The organism is Marinobacter sp., assembly GCF_044799475.1.
Lineage (GTDB): Bacteria > Pseudomonadota > Gammaproteobacteria > Pseudomonadales > Oleiphilaceae > Marinobacter.
This window is the reverse complement of record NZ_CP085217.1, coordinates 2,168,132-2,192,973: the sequence shown is the minus strand read 5'-3', so window position 1 is coordinate 2,192,973 and position 24,842 is coordinate 2,168,132. Positions and strand designations below refer to the sequence as shown.

At 57.0% G+C, this 24,842-nt stretch carries 20 protein-coding genes and 1 tRNA gene; 5 read left to right on the top strand and 16 right to left on the bottom strand.

Annotated elements, in window-relative coordinates; genetic code table 11:
- Positions 1-86: 86 nt before the first annotated feature.
- Complete coding sequence (locus LG327_RS10265) at positions 87-1,103, top strand: AraC family transcriptional regulator (protein ID WP_404361716.1); 1,017 nt, start codon at positions 87-89, stop codon at positions 1,101-1,103.
- Here LG327_RS10265 and LG327_RS10260 read toward each other — a convergent pair.
- Positions 1,100-1,912, bottom strand: coding sequence for a tetratricopeptide repeat protein (locus tag LG327_RS10260; protein ID WP_404361715.1), 813 nt, complete (start codon positions 1,910-1,912; stop codon positions 1,100-1,102). The two genes, LG327_RS10265 and LG327_RS10260, sit on opposite strands and share 4 nt — an antisense overlap.
- A gap of 106 nt (positions 1,913-2,018) precedes the next feature.
- Positions 2,019-3,353: a DNA recombination protein RmuC gene (locus tag LG327_RS10255; RefSeq protein WP_404369349.1), complete on the bottom strand. Its 1,335-nt coding sequence runs from the start codon at positions 3,351-3,353 to the stop codon at positions 2,019-2,021.
- A gap of 510 nt (positions 3,354-3,863) precedes the next feature.
- Between LG327_RS10255 and LG327_RS10250 the strand changes: the two genes are divergently transcribed.
- From LG327_RS10250 to LG327_RS10235, 4 genes are all read left to right on the top strand, one after another.
- Entirely contained in the window at positions 3,864-4,223 is a 360-nt protein-coding gene (locus tag LG327_RS10250; protein WP_404361714.1) for a hypothetical protein, read from the top strand.
- Between the two features lie 231 nt (positions 4,224-4,454).
- The gene (locus tag LG327_RS10245) at positions 4,455-5,261 is read left to right on the top strand and encodes an ATP-dependent zinc protease (protein WP_404361713.1); all 807 of its coding nucleotides are present in this window, start codon (positions 4,455-4,457) and stop codon (positions 5,259-5,261) included.
- Complete coding sequence (locus LG327_RS10240; protein ID WP_404361712.1) at positions 5,258-6,778, top strand: inactive transglutaminase family protein; 1,521 nt, start codon at positions 5,258-5,260, stop codon at positions 6,776-6,778. The genes LG327_RS10245 and LG327_RS10240 overlap by 4 nt, the downstream gene beginning before the upstream one ends.
- Positions 6,775-7,719, top strand: coding sequence for an alpha-L-glutamate ligase-like protein (locus tag LG327_RS10235; protein ID WP_404361711.1), 945 nt, complete (start codon positions 6,775-6,777; stop codon positions 7,717-7,719). Before LG327_RS10240 ends, LG327_RS10235 begins: the two co-directional genes overlap by 4 nt.
- Before the next feature lie 79 nt (positions 7,720-7,798).
- Here the strand turns inward: LG327_RS10235 and LG327_RS10230 are convergent, their stop codons facing one another.
- The 14 genes from LG327_RS10230 to LG327_RS10165 all read right to left on the bottom strand — a co-directional run bounded on the left by LG327_RS10230 (position 7,799) and on the right by LG327_RS10165 (position 24,806).
- Entirely contained in the window at positions 7,799-9,394 is a 1,596-nt protein-coding gene (locus LG327_RS10230; protein WP_404361709.1) for a BCCT family transporter, read from the bottom strand.
- Positions 9,395-9,587: 193 nt separating this feature from the next.
- Positions 9,588-9,664 (bottom strand) — tRNA-Pro (locus tag LG327_RS10225).
- A gap of 144 nt (positions 9,665-9,808) precedes the next feature.
- Positions 9,809-10,174, bottom strand: a complete 366-nt coding sequence (locus LG327_RS10220) for a MerR family transcriptional regulator (RefSeq protein WP_404361708.1) — start codon at positions 10,172-10,174, stop codon at positions 9,809-9,811.
- Entirely contained in the window at positions 10,155-10,457 is a 303-nt protein-coding gene (gene ihfA, locus LG327_RS10215) for an integration host factor subunit alpha (protein ID WP_152206387.1), read from the bottom strand. The genes LG327_RS10220 and ihfA overlap by 20 nt, the downstream gene beginning before the upstream one ends.
- Before the next feature lie 3 nt (positions 10,458-10,460).
- Positions 10,461-12,833 (bottom strand): phenylalanine--tRNA ligase subunit beta, encoded by a 2,373-nt coding sequence (pheT, locus tag LG327_RS10210; RefSeq protein ID WP_404361707.1) that lies wholly within the window; start codon positions 12,831-12,833, stop codon positions 10,461-10,463.
- Between the two features lie 79 nt (positions 12,834-12,912).
- A complete protein-coding gene (gene pheS / locus LG327_RS10205; protein WP_404361706.1) occupies positions 12,913-13,911 on the bottom strand; it encodes a phenylalanine--tRNA ligase subunit alpha in 999 nt (332 codons plus the stop codon).
- Positions 13,912-14,109: 198 nt separating this feature from the next.
- A complete protein-coding gene (gene rplT, locus LG327_RS10200) occupies positions 14,110-14,469 on the bottom strand; it encodes a 50S ribosomal protein L20 (RefSeq protein WP_404361705.1) in 360 nt (119 codons plus the stop codon).
- A 31-nt stretch (positions 14,470-14,500) separates the two neighbouring features.
- Positions 14,501-14,692, bottom strand: coding sequence for a 50S ribosomal protein L35 (gene rpmI, locus LG327_RS10195; protein WP_404361704.1), 192 nt, complete (start codon positions 14,690-14,692; stop codon positions 14,501-14,503).
- Positions 14,693-14,782: 90 nt separating this feature from the next.
- The gene (gene infC / locus LG327_RS10190) at positions 14,783-15,325 is read right to left on the bottom strand and encodes a translation initiation factor IF-3 (protein ID WP_404369347.1); all 543 of its coding nucleotides are present in this window, start codon (positions 15,323-15,325) and stop codon (positions 14,783-14,785) included.
- Positions 15,322-17,247 carry a threonine--tRNA ligase gene (gene thrS, locus LG327_RS10185; protein ID WP_404361703.1) on the bottom strand — a complete coding sequence of 642 codons (1,926 nt, stop codon included), beginning with the start codon at positions 17,245-17,247 and terminating at the stop codon, positions 15,322-15,324. Before thrS ends, infC begins: the two co-directional genes overlap by 4 nt.
- Before the next feature lie 134 nt (positions 17,248-17,381).
- Positions 17,382-19,994, bottom strand: coding sequence for a TRAP transporter permease (locus LG327_RS10180; protein ID WP_404361702.1), 2,613 nt, complete (start codon positions 19,992-19,994; stop codon positions 17,382-17,384).
- Positions 19,995-20,070: 76 nt separating this feature from the next.
- On the bottom strand, positions 20,071-21,051 hold the full coding sequence (locus LG327_RS10175) for a TAXI family TRAP transporter solute-binding subunit (protein ID WP_404361701.1): 981 nt from the start codon (positions 21,049-21,051) through the stop codon (positions 20,071-20,073).
- Positions 21,052-21,229: 178 nt separating this feature from the next.
- Positions 21,230-23,614 (bottom strand): RND family transporter, encoded by a 2,385-nt coding sequence (locus LG327_RS10170; protein WP_404361700.1) that lies wholly within the window; start codon positions 23,612-23,614, stop codon positions 21,230-21,232.
- 46 nt (positions 23,615-23,660) lie between these two features.
- On the bottom strand, positions 23,661-24,806 hold the full coding sequence (locus LG327_RS10165) for a WD40/YVTN/BNR-like repeat-containing protein (RefSeq protein WP_404361699.1): 1,146 nt from the start codon (positions 24,804-24,806) through the stop codon (positions 23,661-23,663).
- Between the last annotated feature and the right edge of the window lie 36 nt (positions 24,807-24,842).

The window sequence follows — 24,842 nt, the reverse complement described above, 5'->3', positions numbered from 1 at the left end:
TGCCGGCCCCGGCTCCCCCTGCAGCAGTTGCATTGTGGCCGCAGGGTTTTATGATGGTGCTCGATTCCCGATTCAGGAAAGGCGCAATGGCGGACCTCACGGTTTCCCGACATTTTGTACAGGCTGCGCTGAGCGGGGCTGAACGCAGGGGTTTTGATACCCAGGCCATGCTCAGGGAGGCGGGTATTTCGCCTGAGCTCCTCAGGATTGACATGGCAAGGGTGAGCAGTGCCCAGTACAGCCGGCTCATGCAGGTGATCTGGACAGTCATGGAAGATGAGTTCATGGGCCTGGGCCCCAGGCAGGGCAAGCCGGGCACCTTTGCCACCATGTGTGCGCTGGTTATCGGCTGCCCCAACCTGGAAGCTGTCTATGAGCGGGCGCATCAGTTTTCCATGCTGTTTGACCCGGCGCTGGCCATGCGTCTGGAGGAAGAAGGAGACGAAGCGCGGCTGGTGGCCGTGATTGGTGGCGAAACCCATGACCCCATGCATTTTCTGCAGGAAAGCCTGCTGGTGATCTGGTATCGCCTGGGGAGCTGGCTGATTGGCCAGCCGGTGGAACTGAACAGTGCCGCCTTCGCTTATCCCACCCCTCCCCATGCCGACGAATACCGGCACATCTTCCATTGCCCCCTGAGCTTCGACGCCCCCGAAACAGAGCTGCGGTTTGACCGTCGCTTTCTCAGTGCACCGGTTATCCGGGACCTGTCGGAGATGCACCAGTTCCTCAAGACTTCCCCGGCGGATCTCCTGTCGCGACCTGACGAGAGCAATACCTGGACGGGAAAGATACGGGCACTGATCGGCAGGGATTTCTCCCGGGCCCTGCCGGATTTCGAGTGGATTGCCGCAGAACTCTACACCAGCCCCCAGACTCTGCGCCGGAGGCTCAAGCAGGAAAACACCTCGTTTCAGGAGATCAAGGACCTGCTGCGCCGGGATCTGGCGATCTATTACCTGGGCCGGCCGGAACTGCCCATCAATGACATCGCCCATCGGGTGGGCTTCACTGAGCCTTCCACCTTTCACAGGGCCTTCAAGAAGTGGACAGGGGTCACCCCCGGTGCCTATCGGGAGGGCGACCGGGGGGAGACGGTTTAATCGGGGTTTTGCAGGGTCCGGATCAGCTGCCCAAGGGTTCTGGCCACCTGGGCAACACGGTCCCGGTCGTACGCCAGCTGGAAAAGCCGTGAGCCGTCCCGGGGATCATAGACCCGGCACAGAGGCTCGCCCGTGCCCCGGCAATCCCATTTCACATCCGGGTCTATGCCATAGACCGACAGGGTCTGGACCGAAAGCCTGCGCTGGGCATCGCCGGTGGCGCCAGCCCGCCTGGTTTCCTGAATGCTGATGCGCCCCGCGTCGGCGGACACACGATAAAGAATATCAGGTGGCTGCCCCACTCTGACCACACGCTCGTCTTCCCGCCAGCCAGTCAGTTCCAGCAGGGTATTGAGGTGAATTTCCAGCGCCTGCGCGTCAGAATCTGCAAGGTACAGCTGCCTGAGCCTGTCCACACTGTCGCCGCCTGCCGGCTCGATCATCGCAATGGGCTGGCCGTTCCCATCCCCGGCGGCTGTCTTGTCTTCATCCGCCTTCTGTTTCTGCTCAATATCGGTAATCAGCTTCAGGGCATCGGTGTAGTACTGTCCGTCACTGCCGGCGCTCCCGATATAATTTTCCAGGGCTGACCTGGCCTCAGCGTAGAGACCGGCCTGAGCCATAACTCGGCCCCGGTAATACAGATAGGCATCCGGCTTCTCTGCATCCAGGCCCTGCAGACGGTTCAGAAATCCGGAGGCCTCGTCCCAGCGCTGGTTCTCAACCGCGCTTTCCGTTGCCAGCATGAGCCGGCGGACCTCATGTTCCGGCGCAAGTGCCATGGCCGGTGCTGAACACAGGAGGGTCATGGTGACAAGCCCCTGACAGAAACTGCGGCGGATCCAACTGCGTCTCGCTATCATAATGACCGTCTCACTTTTCAGTTATCCGCCCTCAGGCGGTGCAGGGAGCTGTTCATTCCCCTGTTCCGGCAGCACTTCTGCCTTGTCTGCGGCTTCCCCCACTGGCTGCTTCCGCCGCAGGACCGCCACTGGCATCGCCCTCTGAGGCCCCGGGATGCTCGTCTTCAACGTCAATTTCTGCCTGTTCCGTCACGGCCCTGGGCAGCTCTTTTTTAACACGAACCCCCAGTTCCACAAAACGGTTGGCCTGGGAGATCAGGTTTCCCCGGCCCCGGGTCAGGGTGTTCATGGCATTGTCATAGGTGCCCTGGACGGTCTGGAGCTGAACCCCCATGCGCTCCATGGCCTCCACGAATACTCTCAGTTTATCGTAGACAGCCCCTGCCTTTTCGGCAATCAGGCGGGCGTTCTGGCTCTGCCGCTCGTATCGCCAGATGTTCTCTATGGTCCTCAGGGTGGCCAGCAGGGTGGTGGGGGTGACCACAATGATCTTGCGCTCAAACGCCTCGCTGAACAGCTGCTCGTCCTGCTGGAAGGCAGCCACGAAGGCGGGCTCTATGGGCATGAACAGAAACACGAAATCCGGGGAATGCAATCCGCCAAGCTGGCTGTAGTCTTTTTCGCTCAGCGCGCGGATGTGGCTGCGGACTGCCTCGACATGGGCTCTGAGGTATCCCGCTCTGGCATTTTCATCTTCCTCCGTCACCCACTGCTGATAGGCAACGAGGGAGACCTTGGAGTCCACCACCAGGTTGCGGTTGTCCGGCAGGTGCACCACTACATCCGGCCTCATCAACTGGCCCGCGGCATCCCGGTAACTGCTCTGGGTCTCATACTCGATACCCTTGCGCAGACCGGAGCGTTCAAGCACCCGCTCGAGGATGACCTCGCCCCAATTGCCCTGTATCTTTTTGTCGCCCTTGAGGGCACGGGTAAGGTTGGCGGCCTCTTCCGTGATCTGCTGGTTCAGAGCCTGCAGGGATTTGATTTCACTGCGCAGGGCCTGGCGGTCCCGGGTCTCGGAGGTATAGACGTCCTCAACCCGCTTGCGGAAGTCCTGCAACTGGTCCCGGAATGGGTTCAGAAGAGTGTCCAGGCTGGTCTTTGTCTGCTGGGTGAAACGTTCGCTCTTCTGCTCGAAAATCCTGTTGGCCAGGTTCTCAAACTCCTGCTTCAGGGCATCCCGGTTGCGCTCCAGGAGGGACAACTTTTCATCTGTGGCGCGCCTCTCTTCTTCCAGGGTGACTTCATAGCCACGCAGTGCGACCCTGGCCTGATGGAGCTCATGGCCCAGGCTGTCGGATTTTCTCTCATGCTCCATCCGCTCCTTTTCCAGCTGGCGGATGCGCTCCTGACTGGCTTCGTTGCGGGACGCCAGGGAGGCCATGCGGTGCTCGCCCGTCGCCGCCTGCTGGCGCCAGTGCTCCACCTTTTCTCCAAGCCCGGCATTCTCCAGGTGGAGCTGTTCCAGACGCTCGCTCAACTGGCTGGTCTTCTGGTCCTGAAGAGCCTGCAGGTGCTCCCGCTGCAGGAGTTCCTGCCGGAGCCGGACAAGATCCGCATCCAGTTCCGTCAGGCTGGTTTCCCGGGCGCGGCAGCGCCTTTGCATGACTGCGAATACCAGAAGCGCCGGAACAAGCACGGCAAAAGCAAGAACTGCCGCCATTTGTGGCGAAAGCTCAGCAAGAAGAGTTTCGATCACCGGGAATTCCTTTCGGCTGGATTACTGAACAGCAGAACCTGAAAACAGAGCCCGCCCAAAACGCTGTGGACATGCAAAGTCCTCATTTGAGACATTGTACCTGCCGCAACCAATCTTTTTATGGACTTCCAGCGTAGCATACGTTAAATCATCGGAGACGGTGCAGTTCGGCGCTCCATCGACTGGAAAGGGCACATGTTAAAAGAACTCTGGCGCAAGGCTACAGGTCACCCCGCCTCTGGAGAAGATTCCGGAGACCCGGACCGCGGCGTGACCCTGGCCGCTCACATGACCCATACAGGTGAGTTTCACCTCCAGCGCCTGCTGGAGCTTGTCAGTGAACGATACGATGCGGAGTTTGGCAACACGCCAGACGAAGTGATCAGACAGCTCATCCGCTATGCCTCCCGGATCCAGGATCAGGACATACAGCGCGAGCTCCTGCTGTTCTACCTGAACTGTTCCCCTGTTATCCAGGAGTACCTCAAGTCAGGGGAAGTCTTCGGGGATGATCATTTCATTTCCCGCAAGCAGGACAGCAATCCCGACTCCTGATAGCTCTCTGCTCCTGTTACCCCCTGCTCCGGCTAACAGCACAGGCGCCGCGTGAGTAAATGTACTACGATGTCCGTTCGTTAATGGCCAGTGGCTCACACCCCCCTGGTGACTGCTGTATACTTCTGCGTTAAAAATTACACGATCCGATGGGGGACTATCGGTTCAGGCCAGAAACTGACGCCGGTTGTCCATCAGGATGCCCGGGTGTCCTCAAGTCTGAGGTTTGGAATGTTTGTACGCAGCGCCCGCTTCCCTGGTTCCGCTCTTGTTGCAGCGGCGTTGATTGCCCTGACTGCTACAGGATGCGCCAACACCGGTTTCCTGGTGGAACGTCGTGACCTCAACGAGCTCGAAGTTGCGGTTGAGAAGCAACGGGAAGAAATAGAGAAACTGCGGTCTCTCACGTTTACCCAGCAGACCCTCCTGATGGCCCAGCAGACAGAGTCCACCCAGCAGGTGCTGGAAGCCATCGATGAAAAAGTGAAAAAGCCCTCCTGTCCCCCTGCGCCAAAGCAGAAAGCCTGCCCTGCCACGGGATCCGCCGGCAACACAGGCGATAATGGCGCGCAACGGCTCAACAACAAGATCATCGTCGGTGAACTGGAACGTTTCCTGCTGGTTGGGCCGGGGCTGGTGTATGTTGCCCGGATTGACAGCGGGGCGACCACTTCGTCGATTGACGCCCGTAACATGACCCGCTTTGAGCGAAATGGCGAAAACTGGGTGAGATTTGATGTTCCCGTGCCCAATTCAGAGGGCAAGCTCGAGACCCTCGAACGAAAGATTGTGCGCAATGTGCGCATTGTCTCGGCGTCGGCGGATGAGGCTGAACGGCGGCCTGTGGTGGAGTTGCAGTTCATAATCGGCGGCCATGAGCAGAAAGCCGAATTCACTCTGGCGGAGCGGGAACACCTCTCCCATTCCGTCCTCATCGGCCGCAACATCCTGCGGGATGTCATGCTGATCGACGTGGGCAAGGAATACGCCACTGAGTTACCAGAATCCGTTGAAACTGAAGGAAGCACTTCAAATTGACCACCCGCTCCAGGCTTCCGTTCTATTTTGGCGTCGCTATTCTTATCACCGTGGGTATTGTGCTCGCGGTGCTGCGGCATGTGGAAATGGGGGTTCCCTGGCTGGCAGGTGAACAGCGTCCTGTCTGGATGGTGGAAGCGCGAATTGATTTTCTGGCCCAGGGAGAACCGGTTCTTGTCAGCCTGAACATTCCCCGGGATCCGCCAGGTTTTCGTATTCTTTCGGAACAGGCAGCCTCACCCGGCTACGGGTTCTCCATCATCGAAGACGCCGGCACCCGACGGGCTGAGTGGACCGTGCGGGATGCCACCGGCCAGCAGACCCTCTACTTCACCGCACAGATGGTTCCGGATCAGTCCCCGTTGCGCCAGAGGGAGGGGGCGGACCCTCAGCCCGACGACGTGTTCTGGGAAGAACCCGAGGCCACTGCGGTACAGGAAGTACTGCAGCAGGCAGCGGCAAAGTCCAGCACACCGGAAAGCATGACCCGGGAGCTTATCAAGCTCCTGCAGTCAGAAGATCCCGACCAGAACACCAGCCTCCTGCTGGCCGACAGTGACAGAATCCAGCTTCTCACCAGAATGCTCAACCATGCAGGCATTCCGGCTCGTATCACTGACGGATTAAAACTTGAAGACGCCAGACGGCGCCAATCCCTGCGCCCGTTTCTTCAGATCCACAACGGCGAGAAATGGCTGACATTCAACCCTCAGACCGGTGGGCAGGGGCTGCCTGAAGATGTGCTCCTGTGGCGCGAGGATTCCATCTCACTGATCGACCTCAACGGCGGCACCAACTCCCAGGTCAGCTTTTCCATGCTCCGGCAGACGGTGCCCTCCATGCAGCTGGCCCAGGACGAATCCAGCTCAAAAGGCCTTGGCCTGCTCAGTCTCTACCAGCTTCCCATCGAAGAACAGAGCATGTTCCGGATGCTGATGCTCCTGCCCCTTGGCGCCCTGGTTGTGGCATTCATGAGGATTGTCATCGGGGTGAAGACTTCGGGAACCTTCATGCCGGTGCTGATCGCTGTCGCCTTCGTGCAGACATCCCTTCTGCCCGGCCTGATCGCCTTTGTTTCGGTGGTTGCCATCGGACTGCTGCTCCGGGGGTATCTGTCCAGCCTGAACCTGCTGCTGGTTTCCCGGATTTCAGCCCTGATCATGCTGGTCATTTTCATAACCACAGGCATCGCCATCGTGGGTTATCAGATGGGCTTCAGCACGGGTATGACGGTCACCTTCTTCCCGATGGTGATCCTGGCCTGGACCATCGAGCGCATGTCCATCCTCTGGGAGGAGGAAGGTCCCCGGGAAGTTCTTACCCAGGGAACAGGCAGTCTTTTCGTGGCGACCTGCGCCTTCCTTGCAATGAGCGCTCCCCTTGCCGGCCATCTGACGTTCAATTTTCCTGAGCTGCACCTGGTGATCTTTGCCCTGGTCCTTCTCCTTGGTCAGTACACAGGCTACAAACTCAGTGAGCTGCGCCGCTTTGAGCCGATGAAGGCCTATGACAAATGAAGTGGGTATCGCCATTTCTCCTGAATCGGCTGGGCATGCTCAACATGAACCGGCGCAATGTCGATTACATTCTGCGATACAACGACCGCGCCGCCTATCCCCTTGTGGACAACAAGCTGAAAACCAAGCTGGCCGCCGCGGAAAGGGAGGTGAATAGCCCAAAACTCCTGCAGGTGGTCAGCCAGCAGCACGAAATATCCCATTTCCGGGAACGTGTCGACCAGCTTGAAGGCTTTGCCATAAAGCCTTCCAAGGGTTCTGGCGGCAAGGGCATCATGGTCATTCTCCGCCGGGAGGGGGATGACTTTATCAAGGGCTCTGGTGCCGCAGTTACCGTGGCCACCCTTGAGCGGCATCTTTCCAATATCCTCGCCGGCCTCTACTCCCTGGGCGGCGCTCCTGACGTCGCCATCGTGGAAGAACTGGTAAAGACCACGCCCGCCCTGGAGAAATTCTCTTTTCAGGGCGTGCCGGACATACGCATCGTGGTGTTCCAGGGTTATCCGGTCATGGCCATGCTGAGACTCGCAACCCGGGCATCAGACGGCAAGGCCAACCTTCACCAGGGGGCGGTTGGGGTGGGCCTGGACATAGCCACAGGCCAGTGCGTCAATGCCGTGCAGTTCAACCGGCCCGTTGTTCTGCACCCGGATACGGGGCTGAGCCTCAACAACATCGAAATTGCCGACTGGGAAAAAATGCTGGTCATGGCATCCCGCTGTTACGAGGCTACGGGCCTTGGATACATGGGGGTCGACCTTGTGGTGGACGCAGACCAGGGCCCTCTTCTGCTGGAGCTCAACGCCCGACCCGGGCTGTCAATCCAGATAGCGAATGGCTGTGGGCTGCTGCCGAGGCTGCAGAACATAGAGAGGCTCAAGAGACCTCACTTTACTGCAGAAAAGCGCGTACGTTACGCCATGGCCGAGTTCGGCCAATAGCACGAAAGGCGGGTTCACTGAAACAGAAAAGGCCCCGAATGGGGCCTTTTCTGTTTCTCTTTTACTCTTGTTCGGGCTGTTACATCTTGCCTTCGGCAATCAGCAGGGCCCGTTCGTGGGTCAGCCCCTTGAACAGGCTGTAGCACATACCCAGAAGGATGATGGTGAAGGGTAGCCCCACACTCACCGCACCGGCCTGAAGCGCACTCAGGGCGTCTGAGCCGCCGACGAAGAGCAGAACACCTGCTATGACACCCTCTGTAACCGCCCAGAAGATACGCTGAGCTTTCGGCGCGTCGATCTTGCCGCCGGAGGTGATGCTGTCGATAACCAGCGAGCCGGAGTCGGAAGAAGTGACAAAGAACACCAGCACCAGAACTATGCCGAGGAACGATGTGATGGCCGCCAGAGGAATGTTGGCCAGCATCTGGAACATCGCCAGGGATACGTCGGTCAGGCCATCGGCCGCGAGCGCGCCCACGTTGTTCTGAATCTGCTCAAGAGCGCTGCCGCCGAAGGTGCTCATCCAGACAATGGTGATCACTGTGGGAACCAGCAGCACTGCCGTGATGAACTCACGAACCGTCCGTCCCTTTGATACCCGCGCAATGAACATGCCGACGAACGGTGACCAGGAGATCCACCAGGCCCAGTAAAACACGGTCCAGCCGTGGAACCAGGTGGCGTCTTCACGACCAAACGGGTTGCTCAGTGGAATAATGTTCCCAATGTAGGCCGTCGTGGTGGTGAAGAAGGACTGCAGAATTGACATGGTCGAGCCTGCGAAAATCACAAACAGCAGCAACAGCGCCGCGAGAAACATGTTGATGTTACTCAGGAGCTTGACGCCACCTTCGATGCCCCGGATGACCGAGATGGTGGCAATCGCTGTAACACCGGCAATGATGCCTATCTGGACATTCAGACCACCGTCAATGGCGTCAGGGAACAGAAAAGCCAGGCCGGAGGCCGCCTGCTGCGCACCGAAACCGAGAGAGGTCGCGAGGCCAAAAATTGTGGCAAGCACAGCGATGATGTCGATGACATGCCCGGGCCAGCCCCAGACCCGGTCACCCAGGATGGGGAAGAATGCGGACCGGATGGTCAGCGGAAATCCCTTGTTGTAGGTAAAGAACGCCAGGGAAAGACCAACCACGGCGTAAATGGCCCAGGGATGAAGCCCCCAGTGATACATGGTGGCACCCATGGCCATACGGGCGCCTTCAGGGGTGTTCGCTGCTGCGTCCAGAGGCGTGCCATACCAGTCTGTATAGTAGGCCACGGGTTCAGCGACGGCCCAGAACATGAGACCGATACCCATGCCAGCGGCAAAGAGCATCGCAAACCAGGACAGGGTCGAAAATTCCGGTTTGGCATCAACCCCGCCGATGCGGATTTTGCCGACCGGAAGGAAGATCAGAAGCAGGGAAAAAATCACAAACAGGTTGGCGCTCAGCAAAAAGCCCCAGTCAAATATGGCGATGGCGCCGTTTTTGGCGCCATCAAGAAGTTCCTTGGATCCTGCCGGAAAGATCAGCGTTCCGACAACGAACACGATAATCAGCAGTGCCGTCACCGGGAACACAATGTTGTGCATGTCAAAACCGAAGCGGGCGATGTTGTCCTGCCCCACTACGTAATCGGTCTGGTATTCGTCTTTTAAAGCTTTGCCCACTGGGAAGCCTCCGTCGTTTTGTTGTGCAATACTGGCAGAGCCTGATCGGGAAACACGGGTGCGCCCGTCACTTGCTCAACAATTTTTCAGGTTACGAATTGGTAAGTCTATTGTTTCGGGCGCGAAATATCAAAGAAGGAAAGACCAGAAACGAAAATGCCGTCAATAGTTGACGGCATTTTGTGGGATATTCTGGTCGGGACGGCAGGATTTGAACCTGCGACCCTCTGCACCCCATGCAGATGCGCTACCAGGCTGCGCTACGCCCCGAATCACTAATAAAGCCTGTCTGGACTCTGCCAGCCGGACTTTCTGCCAAAGAGAGGGAACTCAACGGCTTAGCGGAGCGCAGTCTACACCAGCGCCCCCTAAAAATAAACACTCAAAACCGGATTATCGCGAGTTCTGAAGAAACTACCGAATCGGGCTGTTCAACACGGTGAGAACGTCTTCCAGCTCGGTGATCATCTGGCGGATAAGCTGCTTGTACTGGGAGGTGTCGTCTTTGACCTCGTGACTGCTCAGTTTCTGCTTTGCTCCACCAATAGTGTAGCCTTCCTCGTAGAGAAGACTGCGGATCTGGCGGATCGTCAGAACATCGGCACGCTGGTAATAGCGACGGTTACCGCGACGCTTGACCGGGGAAAGCTGAGGAAATTCCTGCTCCCAGTACCGGAGAACGTGAGCCTTTACAGCGCACAGTTCAGCTACCTCACCGATGGTGAAGTAGCGCTTCCCCGGAATGACGGGAAGTTCATTATTATGACTGGGTTCCAGCATACGCTTCTACTTTCTGCTTTAGTTTTTGTCCTGGACGAAACGTAACAACCCGCCGGGCACTGATGGGTATCTCTTCTCCGGTTTTAGGGTTCCGTCCCGGCCGCTGCTTCTTGTCGCGAAGGTCGAAGTTGCCAAAACCCGACAACTTTACCTGCTCGTTGTGACTGAGAGCGTCTCTGATTTCATCGAAAAAAGCTTCTACCATCTCTTTGGCTTCACGCTTGTTAAGACCCAGCTCCTCGTACAATCGCTCGGCCATTTCTGCCTTTGTCAAAGCCGCCATTCATCAACTCCTCAATGTCGCTCCAAGCTCGCTTTTCAGCGCTTCGACAACGCCGTCGAAGAGCGTCTGCACTTCGTCATCGTTGAGCGTGCGCTCCGGGTGCTGCCAGAACAGACTCAGGGCAAGGCTTCGGTTGCCCTCCCCCAGGTTTTTGCCTTCGTAAACGTCAAATGCGCGCAGTCCAGTCAGACGCTCGCCAGCAGTCTTTTCAACAATACGCTCCACGTCGGCAAACGCAACGTCACTTCCGATAATAATAGCCAAATCCCGCCGAACTTCAGGGAATTTTGAAAATTCTTTGAAATTAGGCACATATCCAGACAGGATCGGTTTCAAGAATAGCTCAAACATCAGGATCGTGCCATTGAGGTCGAGCTTTTTCTGCACCTGCGGGTGCAAAGTGCCCATCCAGCCCACGGTGATACCCCTCAGGGACAGCTTTGCGGTCTGCCCCGGATGCAGCGCGGGGTGCTCGCCCGCCGAGAATTCAACAGATACACCCAGCAGAGAGAAGAGCGACTCCAGCTCTCCCTTGAGGTCATAGAAATCCGCTGCCCGGCGGCCGTTGGCCCAGTTTTCCGGCAGATGATTTCCAGTAACCACGCCCGCCAGCATGGGCCGCTGATCAATCTCGTCGCCATAGCGGACAAACCTCAGGCCAGTCTCGAAGAGACGCACCCGGGATTGCTGCCGGTTCTGGTTATAGCCAAGGGTTTTCAACAGACCACTCCACAGGGTGGTCCGCATGACGGACAGGTCGGCGGAGATGGGGTTGGCCAGCTCAATGCCCACCTGCTCGGGATCCACAAGGGTCTGGACTCTGGGGTCCACAAAACTGTAGGTGATGGCCTCCTGGTAGCCACAGGAAACAAAATAGTTCTGAACGGCTGACAGGGGACGCTCCGCCTCGGGCTCCGGCCGCAGTTCAATGGAACCATGAGCCTGGGTCACCGGAAGGTTGTTATAGCCGTAAATCCGGCCGACCTCTTCTATCAGGTCCTCTTCAATGCTGATATCGGCCCGGAACATGGGCACCCGCACTCGCCAGCCGTTTTTCAGGAGCCTGTCGATGTGCATGCCAAGCCGGCCGAGGATTTCCTCAATCCTGGTGCGGCTTATCTCCACACCCAGCACATCCGCGACCCGCTGCTCCCTCAGATCAATTACCCTCTCAAAGGGCAGATCTTCCTCGCTGCTCACCTCCACTATTTCACCGGGCGCACCGCCGACAATGGACATCAGAAGCGCAGTGGCCCGCTCCATTGCATCACGGGTGAGATCGGGATCCACTCCCCGCTCAAACCTGTGTGACGCGTCCGTGTGCAGGCCGTAATGTCGGGCTTTTCCTGCCAGGGTGATGGGGTCGAAATAGGCCGCCTCAAGGATCAGGTCCCGGGTTTTCGGGCTGACCCCGGAATGCTCTCCCCCCATAACCCCCGCTATGGCCACCGGCTTTTCATGGTCAGCGATCAGCAGGGTACCGGGAGCAAGCTCCACTTCCTGACCATCCAGAAGTACGAGCTTCTCCCCCGCCTCGGCCATCCGGACCCTGATGCCGCCCTGGATCTCGGCCCGGTCAAACGCATGCATGGGCTGGCCCAGCTCGAGCATGACGTAGTTGGTGACGTCTACGGCTGCGTCTATCGAGCGGATACCGGAGCGTCGCAGTTTCTCCTGCATCCACAGCGGAGTCTTAACGGTGAGGTCCACATTGCTCAGAATCCGGCCGAGATAGCGTGGGCAGCCTTGCGGGTCATCCACGGCGATATCCACCGTTTCAGAATGCACGGCAGCAACGGGAGCGCAGTCTGGACCTTCCGCCAGCATTTCGTTCAGCACACCCACTTCCCGGGCAATGCCCCGGATGGACAGGCAGTCCGCCCGGTTCGGGGTCAGATCCACATCAATGGTGACATCGTTGAGCTTCAGGTAGTCAGCGAGGTCACGGCCCACTGGTGCATCATCCGGGAGCACCATGAGGCCTTCGTGATCGTCGGAAATACCCAGCTCGGATTCGGAACAGAGCATGCCATTGGATACCTGGCCCCGGAGTTTTGCTTTTTTGATGCTGAAGTCGCCCGGCAGAACAGCACCCACGGTGGCGAAAGGCACTTTCATTCCGGAACGGACATTGGGTGCACCACAGACCACCTGCACGGATGCCGCACCGCTGGAAACCTGGCAGACATTCAGCTTGTCTGCATCCGGATGGGGGCTCACGTCAGTCACTTCGCCCACAATGACACCGCTGAACCGGCCAGCAACAGGCTCAAAACCGTCCACTTCCAGACCCGCCATGGTGATCTGATGCACCAGTTCCTGGGTGTCATTGGCGGGATTAACCCATTCACGAAGCCACTGCTCACTAAATTTCATGATGTTTGCCCTGTCCTGATGCGGTCAGGTTGATGGAGGTCCTCAACCCTTTTAAATCTCTGGAGCCCTTTCCTGCGTGCTAGCGGAACTGACGCAGAAAACGCAGATCGTTGTCGAAAAACATGCGCAGGTCGTTCACGCCATAACGCAGCATGGCCAGCCGCTCCACGCCAAGACCGAACGCGAAGCCGCGATATACCTCGGGGTCCACGCCGCAATGCTCGAATACTTTGGGGTGCACCATGCCGCAGCCCATGACCTCAAGCCACTTTGTGCTACCGTCCGCTTCCCGGCCCCATTCAATGTCGACTTCTGCCGAGGGCTCTGTAAACGGGAAGTAAGAGGGCCGGAAACGCACGGCAAGGTCCCGCTCGAAAAACACCCTCAGAAACGCCTCGACGGTACTTTTTAGATCCGCAAAGCTGACGTCCTTCTCCACCAGCAGGCCTTCCACCTGGTGAAACATGGGGGTGTGGGTCATGTCCGAATCACAGCGGTACACCCGGCCGGGGCAAATCATCCGGAAAGGCGGCTCAGCTACTTCCATGGTGCGGATCTGGACCGGCGAAGTGTGGGTGCGAAGCAGCGTCCCCGGGTCAAAGTAGAAGGTGTCGTGCATGGCTCTGGCGGGGTGGTGGCCGGGAATATTCAGGGCTTCGAAGTTGTGGTAATCGTCCTCGATTTCAGGGCCCTCTTCCACGGTGTAACCGGCCCGAACGAAAAACTGTTCAATGCGCTGAAGCGTTCTGGTGACCGGGTGCAGCCCGCCGAGATCCTGGCCCCGGCCCGGAAGCGTGACATCGATGGACTCATTGGCAAGTTTTTCATCGATCGCTGAGGCTTCAAGCTGCTCCCTGCGTTCAGTAATAGCCTGCTGGATTGTTGCCTTCGCATCGTTGATCTTCTGGCCCGCGGCCGGACGCTCCTCCGCGGACAGTTGCCCGAGGGACTTAAGCTGCTGGGTCAGAACCCCTTTCTTGCCAAGATAATCCACCCGCACCTGATCAAGCACCTGCAGGCTGTCCGCCTGCTCTACTGCTGCCAGACCTTCCTGAACAAGCTGTTCAAGGTTTTCCATTGATCCTGCTCCAAATCAGAATGTGGGGGCGTCAGATTGTCCCGTTGTCATAACCGAAAAAGCCATTTACCCAAAACAAAACCGTGTGCCTAAAACAAAACCGTGTACCTGAAACAAAAATAGGGGAAGAGCATGCTCTTCCCCTATTACCGGAAGCCCCTGAGGGCTTCCCTATCGATCAGCAATCGATGAAAGAGCTTAAGCAGTCAGAGACGCTTTCGCCTTCTCGACAACAGCACTGAATGCCTGCTGCTCGTTCATGGCCAGATCGGCCAGAACCTTGCGATCAATTTCAACATTCGCCTTTTTCAGGCCAGCGATCAGACGGCTGTATGACAGGCCGTTGGCGCGGGCGCCTGCGTTGATACGGGCGATCCACAGAGCGCGGAACTGACGCTTGCGGTTACGACGGTCACGGTAAGCGTACTGACCGGCCTTGATGACCGCCTGCTTGGCAACGCGGAATACACGACTGCGAGCGCCGTAGTAACCCTTGGCCTGATCAAGAATCTTCTTGTGACGCCGACGAGCGACGACACCACGTTTTACGCGGGGCATAGTTTAATCCTTCTCTTATCCAGTAAACGCTTTACAGCGCGAGCATACGCTTGACGGAGGCCACATCGGACTTGGCAATCAGCTTGGTACCACGGAGCTGACGCTTACGCTTGGGGCTCTTCTTGGTCAAAATATGACTGGTGAAGGACTGCTTGTGCTTGAACCCTGTGGCGGTCTTCTTGAACCGCTTCAGTGCTCCGCTTTTGGTTTTCATTTTGGGCATTTTTAAAACTCCGCATTCTCTTTTGAATAACAATAGCGACACTGAACGGCAGATTCCCCGCAAACGCGGGGCAACCGGATTCGAGCGATGTCACTTCTTTTTACGGGGAGCCACGACCATGGTCATCTGGCGGCCTTCCATTTTCGGCCGCTGTTCGACCTGGGCCATATCCTCAATATCCGATTCGATGCGGTTCATGAGCTTCATACCAATTTCCTGGTGTGCCATCTCACGTCCACGGAAGCGAATAGTGATTTTGCCTCGGTCCCCGTTTTCAAGGAAACGTGTCAGGTTGCGTAGTTTTACCTGATAATCCCCTTCTTCAGTTCCTGGCCGGAACTTCACTTCTTTTACCTGAACCTGCTTCTGCTTTTTCTTGGCAGCAGCCTTGGCCTTCTTCTCTTCGAAGATCTTTTTCCCGAAGTCCATGATCTTACAGACGACCGGATCGGAATCAGTGATCTGAACCAAATCCAGAGAAGCTTCTTCCGCCCGTTTGAGGGCTTCCTCAATTGGGACTATGCCGACCTGATCCCCTTCGGCATCGATCAGTCGGACTTCTTCGGCTTGAATGTTCTCATTGATTAGCGCACGTGGTGCGCGTCCCCGGGTCGCTCGCTGTTTAATAATCAGTTCTCCGTTTTGATTTTGCCTTTGCGTCTGATTTCATCAGCCAACATGGCTTCAAACGCTTCCAGCTTCATGGTTCCCAGATCCTCCCCCTTTCGGGTGCGGATTGCCACTGATCCGGTCTCGACTTCTTTATCGCCGACCACCGCCAGGAAGGGAACCTTGTTAATAGTATGCTCGCGGATTTTAAAGCCGATCTTCTCGTTTCTCAAGTCAGCATTAACCCGATAGCCCAAAGATTCGAGGTTTTTTGCCAGTTTCTGACAATAATCCCGCTGATTGTCCGTAATATTCATCACCGCAACCTGGGTCGGCGCCAGCCAGGTCGGAAATGCACCTTCGTAATCTTCGATCAGAATTCCGATAAATCGCTCGAAAGATCCAAGGACGGCGCGGTGAAGCATGACCGGCGTGCGACGCTCGGAATTGTCGGCCACATACTGTGCCCCAAGACGGCCAGGCATGGAAAAGTCTACCTGGATGGTACCGCACTGCCAGACCCGGCCAATACAGTCTTTCAGGGAAAATTCGATCTTGGGACCGTAAAAGGCGCCCTCCCCCGGCAGCAGCTCCCATTCCACCCCTTCGGTGTTAAGGGCCTGCTCCAGCGCCGCTTCGGACTTGTCCCAGACTTCATCAGACCCCACACGCTTTTCAGGACGGGTGGAAAGCTTGTAGAGGATTTCGGTAAAGCCGAAGTCCGTGTAGACCTCATGGAGAAGCTCAATAAACCGGGACACCTCCTCCTGAATTGAATTTTCTTCACAGAAGATGTGGGCGTCGTCCTGGGTAAAGCCCCGCACCCGCATCAGGCCATGCAGCGCGCCGGAGGCTTCGTTGCGATGACAGGAACCGAACTCCGCCAGCCGCAGCGGCAGGTCCTTGTAGCTTTTCAGCCCCTGATTGAACACCTGGATGTGGCAGGGACAGTTCATGGGCTTGATGGCGAAGTCGTGTTTCTCGGATTCCGTGGTGAACATGTCATCCGCAAACTTCTCCCAATGCCCGGACTTCTCCCACAGCACCCGGGACAGCACCTGGGGGGTCTTTATTTCCTGATAGCCGTGAACCCGGAGTTTTTCACGCAGATACTGCTCAATCTGCTGGTAAATGGTCCATCCATCGGGGTGCCAGAATACCATGCCCGGAGCTTCTTCCTGCATGTGAAACAGGCCGAGTTTCTTGCCAATTTTGCGGTGGTCCCGCTTTTCCGCTTCTTCCAGCCGGTTGAGATAGGCCTTGAGGTCCTTTTTGTTGCCCCACGCGGTTCCGTAGACCCTCTGGAGCTGCTCATTGCTGGTGTCGCCCCGCCAGTAGGCGCCGGCCACCTTGGTGAGCTTGAATGCCTTGAGCTTGCCAGTGTTGGGCACGTGGGGACCGCGGCAGAGGTCGATGAAATCGCCCTGACGATAAAAAGACAGGGGTTCCTCGCCGGGAATGTCCTGAATGATGCGAACCTTGTACTCCTCGCCCATTTCATCGAACAGCCGGATAGCTTCGTCCCGGGACAGGACCGAGCGGTGAACAGGGATATCCTGCTTTGCCAGCTCTTCCATGCGCTTTTCGATCCGGCTGAGATCTTCGTTGGTAAAAGGCCGGTCGTATCTGAAGTCGTAATAAAAGCCGTTGTCCACCACAGGGCCAATGGTCACCTGGGCTTCCGGAAACAGTTCCTTGACCGCCATGGCCAGCAGATGGGCGGTGGAATGCCGGATAACGTCCACGCCTTCCTCGTCACGCTCGGTGACAATGGCAAGATCAACGTCTTCGTCAATCCTGTAACTGGTGTCCACCAATTGACCATTCACGCGCCCAGCAAGAGCGGCCTTTGCCAGGCCTGCGCCAATATCTGCGGCAACATCATGTACGGTGACGGGTTCGGCAAAACTGCGGTGACTGCCATCAGGCAGGGTTACAACGGGCATCAGGAACAACTCCAGCAGCGGTGATCCGTACCAAAGACCACATGTTTACAGGCACCGCGTTACAATCGCGGCTTGACAGCCGGCGAGTGTAACAGTTTGGCCCTGAAGTTGTCATCGGCAACATCGGGGAATCGTCAGGCAGGCGCAGTGCCGGAGATGCCCCTGTCTTCATCGGTCCGCCGGCGTAGCTGACTCCAGGCCAGCAGGCCGAGCAGGATCAGTGCCGGTATGAACATCCATTCCTTGACGGGCCGCTCAAGTGGCGCCTGTACCGCATCCACGGTCCAGCCAAACTGCAGCCCTGCCCTCTCGGCGGCGCTGCCGTACTGAACAAACTCCACCATCATGCGCTCGTCATCCGGCGAAAGTTCAAGGCCGGCGGCCTGCAGGCGCTCCTCCGCTGTTTCTCCGGGCGGCAGGTCGACCTTGATGTAGGTGGACACGTCGTCACCGGTCATGCTCATGCCAGATGCCCGCAGCGTCACTGATCCCGCTTCCGGGTTGGTCTCAATGAACTGGACAACCTGGCTGCCGGGGCGCTCTTCGGTCGGAGGGTAGACCATGTCCCACCAGTAACCAGGCCGCAGAAGGGTGAAGGTCACCAGCAACAGGAGAGCAGTTTCCCACTTGTAGCTTCTGGTCAGCCAGTAACCCTGGGTGGCTGCTGAAAATACCAGCATGCCCAGGACCGAACTGGTTATTGTCAGCAGAAGATCGAACCACCCGGTCAGGCCGATCAGCAGGAGCTGGGTATTAAAGATGAACATGAAAGGCAGAATGGCGGTCCGGATATCATAGGTGAAGCCCTGAATACCGGTTCTGATGGGATCCGCACCTGAGATGGCCGCCGCCGCGTAGGCGGCCAGTCCCACGGGCGGCGTGTCGTCCGCCAGAATGCCAAAGTAAAAGACAAACATGTGGACGGCGATCAATGGAACAATAAGCCCGCTCTGAGCACCGAGAGTGACAATCACCGGCGCCATCAGGGTGGATACGACAATATAGTTCGCTGTGGTGGGCAGGCCCATGCCAAGCAGCAGGCTGATCAGGGCGGTAAAAATCAGCATCAGCATCAGGTTGCCGCCGGAAATAAACTCAACAAACTCGGTCATCACCAGGCCGATGCCTGTGAGGGTCACGGTTCCCACCACTATGCCGGCGGTAGCGGTGGCTACACCAATACCCACCATGTTGCGGGCGCCTGTCGCCAGCGAATGTATGAAGTCCTTCCCACCGACCCTGAGCTCGCTCAGCAGCGCTCCCCGCTTGCGGAAAAAAGCCTGCAGCGGGCGCTGGGTGAGCACAATGAAGATCATGAAGATGGTCGCCCAGAAGGCTGACAGCTGGGGCGAGAAGCGCTCAACGGTGAGACACCAGATCAGAACCACTACCGGCAGCAGGTAATGGAGGCCGGTTTTCACTGTGGGGCCAACTGGAGGGAGCTGGGTCATGTCTGTATCAGCAGTATCGACTTCCAGTTCAGGAAATCTTGCGGCATAGGCAACAAGCCCGACATAGACCGCCACCAGGGCAGGCGTAAGAACCCACATGGCCTGCTCGCCGAGCAGGGTCTTGATCCAGCCGATGCCGTAATAAACCGCAAAGGTGAGAACACAGAGCCCAAGTAGCAGCACGACCCAGTTAAGCATCCGCTGGGCCAGCCCGGGCCGCTCCAGCCGCTCCATGCCCATCATCTTGAGCTTGCAGGCTTCCAGGTGAACGATATAGACAAGCGCGATGTAGGAGATCATCGCCGGCAGAATTGCGTGTTTGATAACCTCCAGGTAGGAGATTCCAACATATTCCACCATGAGAAAGGCGGCGGCACCCATGATAGGAGGTGTCAGCTGACCGTTGGTGGAAGCAGCCACTTCAACTGCACCGGCTTTGGTGGCAGGAAAACCGACGCGCTTCATCAGCGGAATGGTGAAGGTTCCAGTGGTGACCACGTTGGCTATGGATGAGCCCGAGATAACACCACTCAAACCGCTGGAAACCACCGCGGCCTTGGCCGGCCCGCCACGCATGTGGCCCAGACAGGCGTATGCAATCTTTATGAAGTAGTTGCCGGCACCGGCCCGTTCCAGCAGGGCGCCAAACAGAACAAACAGGAAAACGAAGCTGGTGGACACCCCGAGGGCAACACCAAAAACACCTTCTGTGCCCAGCCACTGATGGGAAGCCAGCTTGCTCAGGCTCGCTCCCTTGTGGGCAATGACAGCTGGCATATAGGGGCCGGCAAGAGAGTAGAAGATGAACACCCCCGCGACTATAGCCAGCGGCAGGCCGAGGGCCCGTCGTGTAGCCTCAAGCAGGAGCACCAGGCCGCCCAGCGCGACAACCATGTCAAATGTGGTGGGCGCACCCGGCCGTGTAGCGAGTTGATCATAGAAAAGAAACAGATAGCCGGCAGCAAAAGACCCGGCGAGTGCCAGTATCCAGTCGTAGACTGGAATATGCTCGAGATGGTGGCCCCGTTTGACCATGGGAAAGGCCGTGAAGGCCAGGAAAACGGCAAAGGTCAGGTGAATCGACCTGGCCTGAGTAGAGTTGAGAATGCCAAAGTCGAAAATATAAGGTAGCGGAGATGCGATCCAGAGCTGGAACAGGGACCAGCAGACCGGAATAATAAACAGTAGGGTTGCCTCAGGCCCCTTCAGTGCCCGGCCCCCGGTTTCAGTCTGAAGCACCTCGGCAATCTTCTTCTCGTCCGGGGTGTAGTTCTCCGAATTCTCACCAGTCGCCATGATTACTTCCTGTACTTCCGCAATGGATCAAAAAGGGCCGGGGATTGTCCTCGCCCGGCCCTGCCGAATTCTGCGATCAGAGCAGTCCGGCTTCCTTGTAGTACCTTTCAGCACCCGGATGCAGAGGCGCACTGTTGGCATCGGTGACCATTTCTTTCTTCTCGAGATTACCAAACGCCGGGTGCAGGCGTTTGAAACTGTCGAAGTTTTCGAACACTGCCTTTACAACCTGATAAACCACGTCGTCCGGAACATCCGTGGAGCTCACAAATGTGGCGGCCACACCGAAGGTGGTGGTGTCCTCATCGTTGCCCCGGTACATGCCACCCGGAATGGTGGCTACGCGGTAGTAGGGATTTTCCTTGACCAGAGTTTTGGTCGCGTCATTGTTTACATGGACCAGCCTGCTGTCGCAGGAAGTGGTGGCTTCCTTGATGGCGCCTGATGGATGTCCAACGGTGTAGAAAAAGGCGTCGATGTTGCCATCACACAGTGCCTGTGACTGCTCCGAGGCTTTCAGCTCAGCTGCCAGCGAGAACTTGTCCATGGTCCAGCCCATTTCCTCCATCAGCACCTCAGCAGTTGCCCGCTGACCAGACCCGGGGTTGCCCACGGAAACCCGCTTGCCCGCCAGGTCCTTGAAATTCTTCACACCTGAATCTTTGCTCGCCACAACGGTAAACGGCTCGGGATGGAGGGAAAATACCGCCCGCAGCTTTTTGTTGGGGCCGTCATCTGAGAACTCGCTGGTGCCATTGTAGGCATGGTACTGCCAGTCCGATTGCGCAACAGCAAGATCCAGCTCGTCCTGGCGGATGGCATTGAGGTTATAGATGGACCCCCCCGTGCTTTCCACGGAGCAGCGAATGCCGTGATCCTTCCGGTTCATGTTGACCAGACGGCATATAGCGCCACCCGCAGGGTAATAAACACCGGTCACGCCGCCGGTGCCGATGGTGACAAAAGTCTGCTCTTCAGCGTGTACAGCTGTGGCAGAGGTACCGAGACCAATCGCTGCAGCGACGGCCAGAGACGATAATCTGAGTCGATGTGTCATGAAAGATTCCTTTTTCGTCATTATTTTCATTGCCTGCCCTGCAAGACAGGCGCTTACGCCTTTCCCCATTGAACATAGTCCAGAATCGTCAGTAAATAAAGATAGAAATAGGTGGCTAACTGTATGACCGGCCAAAAAAAAGCCCGCTTTCGCGGGCTTTTGAGTTCACTTCAGGGTGTTACTTGCCGGCTCGCGCCTTTGCCAGCATTTTCTCGGGGCGCAGCAGGAACCTGGCCAGCGCCGGGAGCAGCCAGATGGCGCCGATCATGTTCCAGAGGAACATGAAGAACAGCAGGAAGCCCATGTCAGCCTGGAATTTGATCGGAGAGAAAATCCAGGTTACCACACCCAGGCCAAGGGTCACGCCGGTAAACATGACCGCCTTGCCAGTGGAGCGCAGTGTCTCGAAATAGGCTTCCTGGAGCGGCATGCCCTCCAGAAGATACCGTTCCAGCTTGGTGTAGATATAGATGCCGTAGTCCACACCAATACCCACGCCCAGAGCGATAACCGGAAGCGTCGCCACCTTGATGCCAATCCCGGACACGGCCATGATGGCTTCGCACAGAATCGACGTAAGCCCCAGCGGCACAACAATGCACAGGACGGCACGGACTGACCGGAAAGTCAGCAGGCAGAGCACACTCACCACGCCATACACGAACAGAAGCATCATGTTCTTGGCGCCGGAGATGACCTCATTGGTCGCAGCCTCAACACCTGCGTTACCAGCTGCCAGCAGGAAGGTATGCTCTTCGTTGCTGTGATTGCCGGCAAACTCTTCCACACGCTCAACCACCGTTTCCAGGGTCTCGGCCTTGTGGTCTTCCAGGAACACCAGCACTGGCGTCAGGCTGCAGTTGGTGTTGATCAGGCCAGCCGGGGCTTCCCGAATAGAGGCGTTGATGATGGTCTGGTTGCGGGAAATGTCATACCACTTCCAGTTACCTTCGTTCAGCGCCTTGGTCACGATTTTCGAGACATCCGCAAGGGATACCGACGACTGAACACCAGGTGTGTTCTGCAGCTCCCATTGCAGGCGGTCCATGGCCCTGAGAACTTCGTACTGGGTACACTCCTCCACCGGAGTCTTGACCATGACAACAAGCACATCCGCACTGGTGGAATAGTTGTCAATGATGAAAGCATTGTCCTGGTTGTACCGGGAGTCTTTGCGCAACTCGGGAGCACCCTGGTCAAGGTCGCCCACTTTCAGGTCCTGCTTGTAATAGACACCAAGCCCCAGACCCAGAACCGCAATCAGCAGTGAAATAGGAGCCACGCTGGGATGCGCAAAGTAGGACATGATGCGCCACTTGCGATCCTGCTTCTCACCATGGTTCTGGACGTGCCTGACGCCGCCTTTGGTAATGCCGATGTAGGACATGATAAGCGGATGCAGCACAAGGTTGGTGATGATGACAATCGCCACACCCAGGCCCGCAGCCACCGCCAGATCCTTGATAACGTCAATTTCAATGAACAGCAGGGTCAGGAAGCCGAACGCATCGGAAATCAGCGCCAGCATGCCGGGAATATAGAGCGCCCTGAAGGCCAGCCGGGCCGCCATCAATGGATCAAAGCCTTTGGCAGCCTCGATGGCCATGGCGTTCACAATCTGGACACCATGACTGATGCCGATGGCGAAGACCAGGAAGGGTACCAGTACTGAATAGGGGTCCAGGCCATAGCCCAGAAGCCTGAGTGCACCCAGCAGCCAGACCACAGCAATGATTGAGGAGAACACCGGAACCAGGGTGCCGGCAACACAGCGGGAATACCAGAAAAGCAGCAGCGTGGTCAGCAGGATGGTAATGCCTGCAAAGTACGCAATGGAGCTGATGCCTTCGATCAGGTCACCGACTTTTTTGGCAAAGCCCACAATATGGATATCGATGTTGGGGTTTTGTGCTTCGTACTTTTCACGGATTTTCTCTTCCAGCTGTTTGGAAAATTCACCGTAATTGAGTGGCTCACCTGTCTCTGGGTTGGTTTCATACAGGGGAGCATAAACCACCGTGGACTTGAAATTGTCAGCTACCAGCCGGCCAACTTCGCTTGAGCGCAGAATATTCTGACGCAGCTGTTCGAGGCTATCCCTGGACCCGTCGTAACCGTCGGGGATCACCGTGCCACCCTGGAAGCCCTGTTCGGTTACCTCCACCCAGCGCACGTTTGCGGTCCAGAGGGACTTGAGGCCGGATCGATCGACACCGTCAAGGTAGAACACCTCATCGGTAATCAGCTTCAGGGTTTCCATGTATTCCTGGGTGAATATATCGCCCTCTTCAACTTCCACGGCGATGCGAACAAAGTTGCCCAGGTTTTCAAGATCGTCCCGATGCTTGAGCATGTTGACAATGTACGGATGCTCCAGCGGAATCATCCGCTCAAAACTGGCATCCGGCTGGATTTTTGAGGCGTTGTAACCAAGGAAAGCAGTCAACACCAGGAAGGCAATCAGGATAAGCGCCCGATTGTTGAAAATGAGCCGCTCCAGGAACGGTTCAGCCTTTGGCGTTGTTATGTAATGCTCGCCCTTGTCGTGCTTCGGGTTGGACATTCAATGACCCTCTTGTTCTTTCGGTTCGTGCCACATCAGGGCGTGATTAAAGGTTCTTGCCGGTTTCATCAGCGTGAGACACGCCCTGCTCACCGAACAGAATGAGATGGTTCGCCTTGACTGGAACCACGTCCATCACACCTTCACGGTCGTCACGGAAGTAATGCTTGAAGGTCTCGCCACCGGAGGTACTGACCAGCACAGCGCCGCCATTACCAACCAGGATAATCCTGCCGTACTCGTCTGCGACTCCGTCGTTCAGGGTCGCGGTTGAATCGACGGGCACGGTTTTCCAGCTTCGGCCAAGATCTGAGGAAAACACGATGTTGCCCCGCAAACCAAAGGCCATTATTTCATTCACTTTGCCCGTACCGATAACGCCAAAGAAGGACCCGGTATAGGGACTTTCCCGGGTCTCCCAGGTGTCACCCCGGTCAGTGGACACCTGGATGAATCCAGCCTCCCCGACGATGACCAGTCCGCCACCCGTCACCTGGGTGATCGCGTTCAGGTGATAGCCTCGGGGATTAAGAACCTCGCCAGACATGTCCTTCCAGCTTTCGCCGCCGTCTGTGGTCCGGAGGATCATGCCGTAAGCGCCGGTAACGAATCCACGGTCCTCATTCTCAAACCACACGCCAAGAAGCGGATTCACCGGTCCGATCTCCATGTCGGACTGCATGTTTTCAATGGTGAAAAGCAGATCATCCAGCGCCCATTCGAGATCACCCTTTTCCTCTTCGGGAGCTTCGGCGATCTCTTCCTCCATCACTTCGACCTGCTTTTCTTTTGCTTCAATGGACAGTTCCATTGCCCTGATGCCGGTCATCTGAAGAGTCCATGTTTCGCCCGCGTCCGAGGAATGCAACACGGCTCCACTGTGGCCTACGGCCCAGCCGTGAGTTTCGTTGGCAAAGTCAACGGCTGTCAGCGTCACGGAAACGGGGACTTCGGCCTGGGTCCAGGTCCTGCCATCATCATCCGAATAGATGATATGGCCGCGTTCTCCAACCGCAACCATCCGCTCGCCAGCCTCAGCAACATCGTTCAGTAGATATTCGGTTGCCAGCTGGGTGTCACGTGCGGGTATTTCCAGCACATCCCCGACAGCAACTGCCGATGGGGCCGCCGCAACGAGGGACAGTCCCAGGCAAACCGCCCCGATAGTCTTGCGCGTTAACCTTGTAGCCATTCAGATTGCCTTTATGTTGTGTTAATTCAATGTCCG